This is a genomic window from Archangium violaceum Cb vi76 (assembly GCF_000733295.1).
Lineage (GTDB): Bacteria > Myxococcota > Myxococcia > Myxococcales > Myxococcaceae > Archangium > Archangium violaceum.
Map to the genome: position 1 here is coordinate 21080 of NZ_JPMI01000078.1, position 12044 is coordinate 33123.

The 12044-nt window shown below is 62.8% G+C and carries 12 protein-coding genes; 9 read left to right on the plus strand and 3 right to left on the minus strand.

Translation table 11 applies throughout. The features are described 5' to 3' along the window. Positions 1 to 46: 46 nt before the first annotated feature. Both Q664_RS12480 and Q664_RS12485 read left to right on the plus strand, forming a co-directional pair. Positions 47 to 613, plus strand: a complete 567-nt coding sequence (locus tag Q664_RS12480; RefSeq protein ID WP_043394009.1) for a class I SAM-dependent methyltransferase — start codon at positions 47 to 49, stop codon at positions 611 to 613. A 48-nt stretch (positions 614 to 661) separates the two neighbouring features. Then, complete coding sequence (locus Q664_RS12485; protein WP_152622058.1) at positions 662 to 1288, plus strand: hypothetical protein; 627 nt, start codon at positions 662 to 664, stop codon at positions 1286 to 1288. A gap of 133 nt (positions 1289 to 1421) precedes the next feature. Here Q664_RS12485 and Q664_RS12490 read toward each other — a convergent pair whose 3' ends face one another. Beyond that, entirely contained in the window at positions 1422 to 2126 is a 705-nt protein-coding gene (locus Q664_RS12490) for a TVP38/TMEM64 family protein (protein ID WP_084609798.1), read from the minus strand. Positions 2127 to 2242: 116 nt separating this feature from the next. On the opposite strand from Q664_RS12490, the gene Q664_RS12495 reads away from it, so the two are divergent. From Q664_RS12495 to Q664_RS54740, 7 genes are all read left to right on the plus strand, one after another. Further along, positions 2243 to 3175 carry an RluA family pseudouridine synthase gene (locus Q664_RS12495; RefSeq protein WP_043394013.1) on the plus strand — a complete coding sequence of 311 codons (933 nt, stop codon included), beginning with the start codon at positions 2243 to 2245 and terminating at the stop codon, positions 3173 to 3175. A 110-nt stretch (positions 3176 to 3285) separates the two neighbouring features. Further along, on the plus strand, positions 3286 to 4056 hold the full coding sequence (locus Q664_RS12500; protein WP_152622059.1) for a hypothetical protein: 771 nt from the start codon (positions 3286 to 3288) through the stop codon (positions 4054 to 4056). Positions 4057 to 4313: 257 nt separating this feature from the next. Beyond that, positions 4314 to 4637 carry a hypothetical protein gene (locus tag Q664_RS12505; protein WP_043394026.1) on the plus strand — a complete coding sequence of 108 codons (324 nt, stop codon included), beginning with the start codon at positions 4314 to 4316 and terminating at the stop codon, positions 4635 to 4637. Positions 4638 to 4951: 314 nt separating this feature from the next. Then, positions 4952 to 6199 (plus strand): DNA cytosine methyltransferase, encoded by a 1248-nt coding sequence (locus Q664_RS12510; RefSeq protein ID WP_084609800.1) that lies wholly within the window; start codon positions 4952 to 4954, stop codon positions 6197 to 6199. Next, complete coding sequence (locus tag Q664_RS12515) at positions 6168 to 7535, plus strand: McrB family protein (protein WP_160174394.1); 1368 nt, start codon at positions 6168 to 6170, stop codon at positions 7533 to 7535. Before Q664_RS12510 ends, Q664_RS12515 begins: the two co-directional genes overlap by 32 nt. An 11-nt stretch (positions 7536 to 7546) precedes the next feature. After that, positions 7547 to 8752, plus strand: coding sequence for an McrC family protein (locus Q664_RS12520; protein WP_160174395.1), 1206 nt, complete (start codon positions 7547 to 7549; stop codon positions 8750 to 8752). Further along, positions 8749 to 9201 carry a very short patch repair endonuclease gene (locus Q664_RS54740; protein WP_235216671.1) on the plus strand — a complete coding sequence of 151 codons (453 nt, stop codon included), beginning with the start codon at positions 8749 to 8751 and terminating at the stop codon, positions 9199 to 9201. The genes Q664_RS12520 and Q664_RS54740 overlap by 4 nt, the downstream gene beginning before the upstream one ends. A gap of 192 nt (positions 9202 to 9393) precedes the next feature. Here Q664_RS54740 and Q664_RS12525 read toward each other — a convergent pair whose 3' ends face one another. Then, on the minus strand, positions 9394 to 11550 hold the full coding sequence (locus Q664_RS12525) for a Z1 domain-containing protein (protein WP_043394033.1): 2157 nt from the start codon (positions 11548 to 11550) through the stop codon (positions 9394 to 9396). Then, the coding region (locus tag Q664_RS60815; protein ID WP_235216672.1) for a hypothetical protein at positions 11543 to 12044 on the minus strand (502 nt) is incomplete at its 5' end. The genes Q664_RS60815 and Q664_RS12525, both read right to left, overlap by 8 nt.

Consider the following 12044-nt stretch of genomic DNA (forward strand, 5'->3'; position numbering starts at 1 on the left):
CGTCCTCCGTGGTAGGGGATGTCCACGCGTTCTCGCTGGAGGGTTCATGTCCGAGGAAGACAGGCAGCGGTGGAACACGCGCTATCGCGAGCAGCAGGGGACCCGGGAGCCCTCGGTGTTCCTCCGGTCGCTCACGGACCTGCTGCCGGGCACGGGCCGGGCGCTCGAGGTGGCGGGAGGCGCGGGGCATGACGCCGTGTGGCTCGCGAGGCGCGGCCTGGACGTCACCCTGACGGACGTCTCGGATGTCGCGCTCGAGCGGGCCGCGGAGAACGCACGCGCGGCGGGTGTGCCCCTGCGGCTCCAGCGGCTGGATGTGGAGACCGAGCCGCTGCCACCCGGGCCCTTCGAGCTCGTGCTCTGCGTGAACTTCCTCTGGCGGCCGCTGTTCGCGGAGGTCTCGAAGGTGCTCGCGCCGGGCGGGCTGTTCGTCTTCGCCCAGCCGACGCGGAGCAACCTGCAACGGCACGCGCATCCCTCGGCCCGCTTCCTGTTGGAGGACGGCGAGCTGCCCGGGCTGCTCCAGGGACTGGAGCTCGTCTCGTACACGGAGGGGTGGACCGGGGAGGGGCGGCACGAGGCCCGCCTGGTGGCGAGGCGGGCTGGGGCATGAGTCGGAGGCCCTGGGGCTTCATGCTATGAGGCGGCGGTGGGAGATCTCATGGAGCTGCTCTGGAGTCCGGTTGGAATCGGTGTGCTGTGGCTCGTCCTGCACTGCGCCGACTATCTGCTCACCATCGCCGCGGCGAGGCTGAAGGCCCGGGGAGACCTCGGGAAGCGGGTGGAGATGGGGGGCAGCTACGAGCTCAATCCCCTCTTCGTGCAGGCGGTGGAGAAGGGGCAGTGGGTCTCCAGGCGATTTCTGCTGACGCTGGGGGCCGGGGCGATCGCGCTCCCCCTGGCGGTGGCGTACTTCGACTGGGTGGCGGAGATGGGGTTGGAGGATGTCCGTGGCCTTTCGGAGGCCATGTGTGGCGCCCTGGTCGTGACGCGCTTCGCGGTCATCTCCGTCCACCTGCAGAACCTCATGCTCTTCCGGAGGCTGCTGCACGTGCCCGAGGCGTCGATCGTCAGCCTGCGCTACGACCGCGGCACGGTCATGATGGTGACCCGCGCCCGGAAGGTGGAGCTGACGGCCTTCTGCGCGATCGCCGCCCTCGTGAGCGGCCGGCCCTTCTTCCTGGGAGGCCTCGCGGCGACCCTCGGCCTCGTCGCCATGCTGTTCCTCTGGGGACGTCGTCAGGTGTCCACCACGCCGGCTACCCAATCCTCCGCGCCGGGCTCCTGAGCCATCCGAAGAAAGCCCGTGCGGGAGCCTGCCCTCAGCTCGAGAGCAGGAGGGACCCCGCCGGGCACGGTCTCGCCAGACTTGTCCAACAACTGGACAAGTTCGTGAAGAGCGCGCCCGGGAGGCGGGACATTCACGTCGAGGACTCGTTCAGCGTGGTGGCGAGGGCCCGGCGGGCGAGCCGGGTGATGTACACGGTGGCGAGGGCGGTGGCGGCCAGTCCACCCCAGAAGAAGAGCTGCCCGGAGAGGCCGGTGTCGGGACGTTCTCCCTGGGAGAGCTGGGCGGCGCTCGTCACCAGCGAGCCCAGGTACACGTAGAGCATCGTGGCGGGCAGCAGGCCGAGGGTGGTCGCGGGCGCGTAATCGCGCAGACGCACGCGGGTGAGCGACAGGGAGTAGTTGAGAAAGCTGAACGGGAAGATGGGCGAGAGGCGCAGCAGCAACACCACCCTGAAGCCCCGGGCGGCCACGGCGGTGTCCACGGCGGTGAACCTCGGCTGGCCCGCGAGGCGTCGGGCCACCCGCTCGCGCAGGACGGTGCGCCCGAGCAGGAAGGATGCGAGGGACGAGAGGTTGCTCGCCACCACCACCAGGAGCGTGCCGTACACGGGCCCGTAGACGAAGCCGGCCCCCAGGTTCAGCGCGGTGGCGGGCACCATCAGCATGGTCGCCACCGCGTACACGGCGACGTAGAGCACCGCGCCCGTCAGGCCCATGCCGCGGATGCGCTCGACGAGCCCCAGCAGCCACGTGTCCACGGGCAGCAGCGTGATGGCGAGCACCAGCGCCAACACCCCCGACACCGCCACTGCCCATCGCCCGATGCGGCGTGCCATGCCCCCATCCTAACGGCCGTTGAGGCTCCGGTCGTCATTCGTCGCCCAGGATGCCTGGAAGGCGGACCGTCTTTCGCCAGTGGTTTCCCGGAAGGCCCCGCCGTAGAAGGGACTCCATGCCGTCCCAGAAGATCTCCGTCCCCCGCGAGGCCGCCGGCGAGCGGCTCGACAAGTTTCTCTCGGCGCACGTGCCCGGGCTCTCGTTGGAGCGGGCGCGTTCGCTCATCGAGAAGGGCCATGTGCTCATCCGCGGGAAGAAGTGCCAGATGTCGCGCAAGCTGTGGGGCGGAGAGGAGATAGAGCTCAGCCGTCCCCCGCCGCGAGCCCCCACACGCGCCGCGGTGAGCCGCTCGGCCGAGGGGCCCGAGCTGCCGGTGCTCCACGATGACGCCTCGATGGTCATCGTGAACAAGCCAGCGGACCTGGTGGTGGAGCCGGCGGGGGGGAGTGTGCCCTCGGTGGTGGAGCTGCTGGCGGCGAGGCTGCCGCCCTTCGACGTGGAGGGCGTCGCACAACCCGGTGTGGTGCACCGGTTGGACCGGGAGACGAGCGGATGCCTCGTGCTGGCGCGCACGGACGAGGCCGTGGCGGCGCTGGATCGGGCGTTCCAGGAGAAGCGGGTGGACAAGCGCTATTGGGCGATCGTGCTGGGAGAGACGCCCGAGCGTGATCGGCTCGAGGGCCCGTACGGGAGGGATCCGAGGAACCCGAGGCTCTTCACGACGAAGGTGCACTCGGCGCGGCGGGCGGCGCTCTCGTACGAGGTGCGCGAGCGGCTGAAGGGCGCGACGCTGGTGGAGGTGAAGCTGGAGACGGGGCGCACGCACCAGATTCGCGTGCAGATGTCCGAGGCGGGCTACCCGGTGCTCGCCGACTCGCTGTACGGCCCGGAGGAGAGCCGGAAGCACCCGGCGGCGAAGGAGATGGGCCGGCATGCGCTGCACGCGGTGCGGCTGTCCCTGCCGAGCCCCGCCACGGGAGGTGTGGTGAGCGTCGAGGCGCCACTGCCCGAGGACTTCCAGCGCGCGCTCACGCTGCTCCGGGGGTGAACCTCGCGGCTCCCGCTATTCATGGAATAATCGGGTTATTGGGAAAAGTTAATTTCCGTGTTATAGAAGTTTTCCAGTATAGGACCGATTCTTCCCCGAGGAGTGCCGCGATGAAGCGAGAGCTGAGGCGTTCTGCCCCGTATGCCCTGTTGGCGGGAATGATGCTGGTGGCCTGTGGTGCTCCCGAGGAGGGAGGGCTGGCGCCGTCCGAGGACGTGGGGACGAAGGGGTCCGCCATCTGCTCGGGTTCGAGCGTGAGCGCCCTGTCGCTGGGGGGCTTCAGCTCGTGGGGAGGGGAGGCGGCCGGCAGCGGGAGTTGGACGGTGACCTATCCCGCCAACGGCATCCACGTGGACTACTACATCGACGGCACGCTGCGGGGTTCCTCGGACATCCAGGGCGATGCCAACCGTTCGGGCACCTGGAACTTCAGCTACAGCCCGGTGAACTGTGGCTCGCACAGCTTCCAGGCGAAGGCCTACCCCATCACCATCAACAGCACAGGGACGATCGACAGGTGCCCGACGTCCGGCACCAAGACGGTGACCACGAGCTTCTCCCAGTCCTGCCCGACGGCGTCCATCTCCTGCTCGCGCCCCGTCAACACCCACATCCTGAATTGTCAGGGCACGGGGAGCGGAGGCTCGGGCGGTCCGTACACCTACCACTGGCAGGTCTACGCCCAGCCCTACAACGAGCCGTCCTACTACTCGTCCTGGTACCCGAGCTCGAGCTCCACGACGAGCATCACCTGCCCGTATCACAACTGGGATCCCCCCTACGATCTGGGGAGGATTTCCCTCAAGGTGAGTGACAGCAGCGGGCTGATGTCGGGCGTCGTCACCGGCGAGGCCTTCCCCTGCATCGCCGGCATCCTCTGAGGCGGGCATCGTCGGGCAACCAACGATGACATGACCGCAGGAGTGGGCCGGTATGATCCCGCCCTGGCGAGAGTGGTTCGTAAGTACCTGGAAATACAGGAGATGAGAGGTGGGGTGGACCCCGGCGAGAGAGGGGGTCCACCACGCTGGATGCCGGAGTGTATGTCAGACCCGGCGAGTAGTTTGCGTCCTTGCCGCTGAACCGGAACCGACGCGCCATGGGCGTGAAGGAGGGTGTCAGCCGGCAAGGGGGTTTCATGCGAACGAAGCTGTGCGTGCTGGGGGCGGTGTTGGGGACGGCGTCGGTTCTGCCGGTGGTGTGCATGCCGGAGGTTCCGACGCAGCAGACGAACGAGGAGCAGCCTCAAGGAGGTGTGTCGAGGCAGGCGAGCCAGCCTTTCAAGAGCCACGGCGCCGAGCCGCTCTCGCCGGTCGAGGTGCCGGCGAGCCCGGTGAGCGACGAGCCGAAGCACCCGTGTGAGCTCATCACGGTGATGCGGGTGCCGTGCGATTCCTCGACGGACACGTGCGAGTACACCTACTGGGAGTGCTCGCGGAGTCTGAGGCCGCTGAGGGCATGAGGAAGTGACGCGTGGCCCGTGAGCGGGCCGTCAATGGCGCGGCGGGTCGGGCTCTGCGGATCCTGGCTCGCCGCGCTGCCGTTCTGGGCGCCTGACAGCGCTCGCCTAGCCTGCCTCCAACAGGCTGAGCATGTTGGACTGGCCCGATGCTCACTTCATGCTTAAAAGGCGACCTTGCCGAGCGTCATCGGCACCAAAGGGGTTGCCTCTCATAACCTATCAGGTAATGTGCTCCGCGCTGATTGGAATGACCTGATGGGTATCTTCTCGTTTCTTGAGTGGGGCTGGGCGTGAGCGAAGATGGAGTCGTGACGATGAAGCGAGCGACGAAGAGAGACAGGGGTCTGTCGACTGACCTGGAGTTGCCGCTTACTGGCGACCGGCTCACGGTAGCGGGTCTCTTTGCGGGTATCGGAGGGCTTGAGCGCGGTCTGCACATGGCGGGTCACCGCACGGAGATGTTCTGCGAGATCGACGAGGCCGCATGCCGGGTTCTTCGCCATCACTATCCGAGCACTTCTCTGGAACGCGATGTGCGTGATCTTCGTTCGCTGCCCAAGGTGGATCTCGTCGCTGGAGGTTTCCCGTGCCAGGACCTGAGTCAGGCTGGCCGTACGGCTGGAATCCAGGGGGCGAACTCTGGGCTTGTGAGCGAGGTCTTCCGGCTTTTGCGAAGCTCGAAACCTCGCTGGCTCCTACTGGAGAACGTACCGTTCATGCTCTCGCTCGATCAGGGCAGAGCCATGCACTACCTGACCGAGTCCTTGGAGGGGATGGGGTTTCGCTGGGCGTACCGGGTCGTTGACTCCCGTGCCTTTGGCCTTCCGCAGAGGCGGCAACGGGTCTTGCTGCTTGCCTCGCGTAAGGAGGACCCTCGCAACGTGCTGCTCGCTGCTGAAAAGGGTGAGCCGCCTGCTCGAGAGGCGACGGGCGTACCTTGTGGGTTCTATTGGACGGAGGGCTTGAAGGGGCTGGGCTGGGCCGTGGACGCGATCCCCACCCTGAAAGGTGGCTCGACTCTTGGCATTCCTTCACCCCCGGCCATCTGGCTGCCCGATGGCAATATCGTGACTCCCCACATCAGGGATGCTGAACGGCTCCAGGGCTTCCCCGAGGACTGGACGGCTCCGGCCGTGGAGGATCTCAAGCGGAAGAACAACCCTCGGTGGAAGCTGGTCGGCAATGCAGTCAGTGTCCCGGTCGCTGAGTGGGTCGGGCACTGCCTCCGAGAGCCTGGCAACTACGATGCACGCGAGGATGAGCCGCTAGCCAAGGGCGAGAAGTGGCCCCGTGCGGCATGGTCGATGGGCAAGGGGGTTTTCCAGGCGAGGGTTTCCGAATGGCCGGTGCGTAGTCCGTATCTTGGACTGCGGCGGTTCCTGCGGAATCCACCTGCTGCTCTCTCTGCTCGGGCAACTGAGGGTTTCTTGAAGCGTGCGAGGAGCAGTAGCCTGCGGTTCCAGGAGGGCTTCCTGGATTCGGTGGAGGCGCATCTGCACCGCATGCTCCGGGACGCGCGACTCTCGAACATTGAAACCGGTTCAGCCGCAGCAGGTACTTGAAGAACTCAACGCGTGCCTTGCCGGGGTCAACCCGAGCTCTACCAGCACGACGAAGTACGACCGGTTCCGCAAGTGGATTGCGGAACTTCTCGGGGCGACTCCCGAGCACACTTATGTGACGACTGTGAGCGGGGCCACCAAGAACCTCGGGGTCCGTTTCCAGCAGACCGCGCCTCCCGATGGCTACTGGCACCTCGGTGTCGCAGTCACTCGGGAAGAGGATGACGCAGCTCGGATCATCAAAGGGGCGAAAGCCATCGTGGCCCCTTCCGGAGCACGCCTCCTCGAGTCGCTGGTGGTGTGCGTGAAGCCGGACAACGGTGCTCCTTCCATCAAGGCTCTGGTCGAGGCAGAGGACGGTCACTTCGCGGGGCCGTTCAAGCAAGCCTTCCCTCTGGTCAAGGTGGAGCGCCCATCCCCCGTCGAGGCTGGCGAGGCTCCACCGGAGTTGCCGGTTCTCAGGTCTCCTGAGGATGTTCTCTCGGATGCGGAGGTAGCCGAACTCGCTGGCATCATCGGTGCGGATCGCGAGTGGGTCGACGATGTCCGCTGGAGCCTGCGGGACAAGAAGGCCATCGTGTTCTACGGCCCGCCCGGCACGGGTAAGACGTTCATCGCGCGCAAGTTGGCCGAGAAGCTGCAACCGAACGAGGCGCGGCGCGCGTTCGTGCAGTTCCACCCCAGTTACGGGTACGAGGAGTTCTTCGAGGGCTACCGGCCCGTTCCATCCGGGAGTGGGCTTGCTCTGCAGAAGCAGAGTGGCCCATTGCGCCGACTGGTCGAACTCGCCGAGGAAGCCGAGGACCAGCCGGTCGTCCTTGTCCTGGATGAGATGAATCGGGGCAACCTGCCCAAGGTCTTTGGCGAGCTGTACTTCCTCCTGGAATACCGCGACGAGTCCGTCTCGCTCATGTACTCCCCGGACGAGCAGTTCAGGTTGCCACCGAACTTCTTCATCATCGGGGCAATGAACACGGCGGACCGCTCCATCGTGCTCCTCGACCAGGCTCTCCGGCGGCGCTTCTTCTTCGTGCCGTTGTTCCCCGGTGAGCCACCTGTGCGCGACCTGTTGCGGCGCTACCTGGAGAAGAACGTACCGGCCATGGAGTGGGTCGCCAGACTCCTCGACCGTGCCAACGAGAAGCTCGGGGATCGGAACCTTGCTATCGGGCCCAGTCACTTCATGCGTAAGGACCTGAACGAGGAGGTTCTCGCGCGCATCTGGAAGTACGCCATCCTGCCGACTCTCGAAGACCTTTTCTTCGGTGAACCACGGCGTGTCGCGGACTTTGCCCTGGAGCGCCTCATCGAGGAAGTCCGGGGCACGGGCGCATAGAGGAAGCCGCCGTGTCGCCACGACTTCTGCATCTTCGCGAACGCACCACCCACCCGCTCATCCCTTTGTCACCGCAAGAGGTGCAGGCGTTGCGAGGGGTGGGCGCGGGTCTGCGGATCCTGGCGACGGAGAAGCCGGGGTTGTTCGACATCGAAACGGCTCAGTACGTCGGTGCTTTGGCGGGCCCTGGGCTGCGCGTGCTCATCGAGCCGAAGCTGTCGCTCGGCCGAGTCCTGTACCTGCTCAGCTATACCCATGGAATAGGGCGCCTCTTGGAGAAGTCGGGGGCCCTCGGCGCTGCAACGGGCTTGGTGGAATTGATGCAGGCTCTCTACTGCCAGGCGCTCGAAAGGGGGCTGCGGTCTGGAGTGGTTCGCGGTTACGAGCGGCGTTGTGAGGACCTGGTCTTCCTGCGGGGCAGGCCGGACATCAACGCACTGTGGTTACGTCGGTTCGGGACGTTTCCTCCCGTTTCGTGCGAATTCGATGAATTGACGGTGAATACCGAGCCGAACCGCCGCCTCTTGGCCGCTGCTTCGCGCCTTGCCCGCTTGGAGTCGGATCTCCCGGAGATGGCGCAGACCCTGCGGCGGCTCTCCACCTTGTTCGATGGCGTCTCACGGGTTCAATACGTTGGCCGGCTGCCTCAATTACGGACCGATCGCCGCTATGCCCCCTTTGCTCCAGCGCTGAGCTTAGCTGAGCTCATTTTGGAGAACTCCTCGTTGGAACTGCGCGATGGGCGACTCGAAGCGATCGGTCTGCTCGTCAACATGGAGGACCTGTTCGAGAAATTCGTCGTCACTGTCCTCAGCGAAGCAATGCTCCGAGCGGGCGGTGAGTGGGAATATCACCCGGATGGCGTCTTCATGGATGTGCGGCAGCGAGTCAAGCTGACGCCTGATGTGGTTTGGTGGGCCCAGCGAAATCGCGCGAAGTTGGTCCTCGACGTGAAGTACAAGACCACCAAGCAGGGGGAGAATCCGGACCTCTACCAGATGCTCGCGTACTGCGTGGCACTGGGCCTTCGGCGTGGGGTTCTCCTTTATGCGGATGCTGAAGAAACAACTTATTTGATTGGCCCGGCCGGAGTTGAAATCCATGTCTTGCGCTTCGACGCGAGTGGAGAGCCGGAAGAGATACACGCCAGAGTCAAAGTGCTTGCCGAGCGACTCATCCATCTGGCTGAGGACAACTTTCGAGCGAATCGAGCATGAAGACCACGCGGCGCAAGGGTGTTCCGCCACCTTCATCGCAGGCCGCCGAGCAGCGGATGAAGGCGCAACGATCAAAGGACACTGCTGCCGAGTTGGCGGTTAGGTCCGCTCTCCACCGCCTGGGACTGCGATTTCGCGTGAACCGCCCTGTTGTCGGACAGCGACGCAAGGCCGACGTGGTGTTTCCGTCCGAGCGGGTTGCGGTCTTCATCGATGGGTGCTTCTGGCACGGATGCCCCTTGCATGCGACTTGGCCTAAAGCCAACGCGGACTTCTGGCGTGCGAAGATCGAAGCAAACAAGGCTCGAGACGAAGCTACAGATCAAGCACTGAGGACGGCAGGTTGGAGTGCCATCCGTGTTTGGGAGCATGAGGATGCGCAAGGTGCCGCTTTGCGCATTCTTCAATATATCGAGAAAAAGCGAGCCGAGCCGCGCAGAATGGGTTGAGCTGGTTTTGAACTATTGAGCCTGCACTAATCTTATGGACACTCAGAAACCCCTGGTGCGATTCCGCTATAAGCAACCAGGGGCTTTCTCATATGTGAATCAATTAAAGAATTCGCATTGTGTCCTGCTCGCGTTGTGTCTTGTCAGGGATGAGCAAATTCAGTGCTCATCCCGGAAGTACTCCAACATGCGCTACACGTTGCTGAACATGAATACGAACTTCCCGTCGGGCAGTAGCAGGGTGGGGGCGTAGAATGGGCAGTCGTCCCAACGTTGTTTCGAACTGCCTTCCTGCTTACGTAGGAAGAGAGTTGGAACCGTCCCGTAGTTCTGCTTCGCTTGATTGAGTTGAGAGCCCTCTGCGGTGTCCGTTGGACCGCCCTCTTTGCGGTTGATCTGAAAGCCCCGGCCATTCCGGCTTGAGATGTGAATCCGTGCTTTGGTGATACGAAGCGAAGGACCCTGCATTTGTCGGAGGATCTCTTGGACACGCTCATCGTTCCAGATCCAACCGTCCCGCTCCTCGCTTGGCATAAACTTCAAAAGCTCAGCTATGAAGTTGACCGGCACTTCATGGTAAATGCCCTCTTCATAATCCTCAAGGAGCGTGTCCAATTCCTTTGTAAGGGGCTTGATCTCATCGGCTTCGAATTTGGGGCACCAAGGATAGATCGCACGTCCCGGCACCATGACTCCTAGTTCGAATGGATTGAGAACATTCGCCCGAGTCGGTCGTAGCTTGGGCCCAATCCAGACGGGCTTGATCGCCAAGTTAGATGGATATTGCTCGACCATCTCACGCATGGCTTCATCTGCCTCATGGATCAACTTGAAGGAATCGAGAATCGGTCTGGTTGAGTAGACTCGCGTGACATCGAGGAGTTTCTTCCGGTAGCCGAACATTCGGGCGTGCTGGTGGACGGTGTCCATTAGCTTCGTTTTCGCATCACGCCCATAGTAGGTGACCATCAGGTTGTCAATTCGAACCCCGCGGCTCAGTCGGTTGCCTCCGACGAAGATGTTTGGCCCCGCGCGGTAGCGGACTTCTTGCCCTCCCGTGTCCGAGTTGATGATCTCCGCTCGAAGATTGCGGAGCATACGCTCTACATATGTCTGCAACTGGTCGAGTGGCTTCAGGTGCTTTGCGGTTTTGTTCAGGTCGGCATATGCACGCAGCAGTTCTGCCTCTGCCTCATTTTGAGCGCTCTTCGACAGCTTGCCCCGGAGTGATTGATCGAGCCACCTGATGTACTTGTCGATCACGCTCCGCAACTGCTCATGATTCACCTTCTTTATGTCGACGTGCGCGAGGAACGAAAACCGCGAGAGCTTGGTGTCTTCGATTTTCTTTTGAGCGCAACCTAGAAGGAATGCAGCTAGTGCGTCACGCAACCCCCGCGGCGCAACTGGACCTTTTCCGACTGGCACTTGGCCTGAACGAAGTTCGTCGAACTCGCTGGGATCTACCTCGCGCTGAATCTTCGATTCGTTGGCGAAGAACTCGCGCCCGCCGACATACCCCTCTCCTGGGGTCGATAGGACACAGAAGCGAGGCCTGCAGGGATCGTCGAGCGTTTGGAGAAACAGGCTTTGCGGAGTCGCTGTGACCTGGAGGTATATATGGTTCGACAGTTCCTCTCGGAGTTCCCCAATCTGGGAGAATGTCGCACCCGGGTCGACATCGTTCCCTCGAGCGCGGGCGGCTTTGTTGGTGTCCAAGCTGGCATTGTCTGCCTCGTCATCCAAAATGATGGCCGGGAAATTTTTGGCACCTGCCTCCTTGAGGACGGTCTGCAGATTCTTGAGATGGCGGGTGTTTTTGGTGGTAACAAAGACTACACCAGTGTCTGCTAGGCGATCGTCGTCACGGAGGCTTCGGCCGAACCCCTTTGGGTCCGCATGCCAATCGCTCCATCGATAGACGGTCGGACCCTGCGTGAGTTGCTCGATGAAGTCGTCCGCGATCAAAGTGCCGAGCAGGGTATTGTCTGACGTCAAGACGACGAAGCAGCGAAAGCCATTCTCAAGTGATAGCGCTACGGATGCCATCGAGGTGTTCGTCTTGCCACTCTGTACCTTGCCATACAAGAGGCCGGTAACGTTTGGGGGCTCGGTGTTCCGTCGAGTCGATTTAGGAACAGAGACCCGGCCTGTACCAGATGCACCCACGTCGTTTGAGCCAAAGGCGTTGATGTAGGATGTCACGCAGTTTTTCACTACGTCGAGGGCCGTGCGTCGCGTTTGGTCCGCAGCCTGCTTGCCCATCTTTTCTTCCACCAACTGGAGGTATTCGTCGAAACAGTCTCCAGATTCCGCTATTGCAGTTTTTTTGCGATTCACATCACTCATGATCATCACTCACAATCTCAAGAGAACACATCGCCTGATCGTCCCAAAGAACTCGCGGCCACGCGCTCTTCGGGATCACCTTCCTCAACAGTGCCTTTCCGGGCCCCCGCACACGATAACCACTGTCCCGAGGACGAGATATCGACATGGCCAGTCCTGCCCATGTACCGACGCCTAACACGTCTGCTAGACCTGCTAGGGAGACACAGCATACGCCGTCACGCCCACAAATAAAGGCTACAAACGTAGCGCCTCTGTGGAAGCGCTGCTCCATTTCCTTCAATGCCAACTCTTCTAGTGAAGAGAACCCGAATCGCCAGGGTGACTTGGTTGCAGTGGAATATTTGAAGAGGACCCCTAGCTTACGGGCGCCCTTCTCGACCTCGTAGGCATAGTCGTGCACGTCCGAGATTCGCTGGAGTGCTATCAGACCTCCTTCGTCAATGAGTTCTGCCAGCGCAGCACCATGCAAAAGCTGACGATCGTTCACACGC

Bases quoted from the DNA above. Each gene is read 5' to 3' on its own strand.
- Q664_RS12505 (WP_043394026.1), top strand. From the start codon at position 4,314: ATGCGAACGAAGCTGTGCGTGCTGGGGGCGGTGTTGGGGACGGCGTCG.
- Q664_RS12495 (WP_043394013.1), top strand. From the start codon at position 2,243: ATGCCGTCCCAGAAGATCTCCGTCCCCCGCGAGGCCGCCGGCGAGCGG.
- Q664_RS12480 (WP_043394009.1), top strand. From the start codon at position 47: ATGTCCGAGGAAGACAGGCAGCGGTGGAACACGCGCTATCGCGAGCAG.
- Q664_RS12485 (WP_152622058.1), top strand. From the start codon at position 662: ATGGAGCTGCTCTGGAGTCCGGTTGGAATCGGTGTGCTGTGGCTCGTC.
- Q664_RS12500 (WP_152622059.1), top strand. From the start codon at position 3,286: ATGAAGCGAGAGCTGAGGCGTTCTGCCCCGTATGCCCTGTTGGCGGGA.
- Q664_RS12490 (WP_084609798.1), bottom strand. From the start codon at position 2,126: ATGGCACGCCGCATCGGGCGATGGGCAGTGGCGGTGTCGGGGGTGTTG.
- Q664_RS12525 (WP_043394033.1), bottom strand. From the start codon at position 11,550: ATGAGTGATGTGAATCGCAAAAAAACTGCAATAGCGGAATCTGGAGAC.
- Q664_RS54740 (WP_235216671.1), top strand. From the start codon at position 8,749: ATGAAGACCACGCGGCGCAAGGGTGTTCCGCCACCTTCATCGCAGGCC.
- Q664_RS12510 (WP_084609800.1), top strand. From the start codon at position 4,952: ATGAAGCGAGCGACGAAGAGAGACAGGGGTCTGTCGACTGACCTGGAG.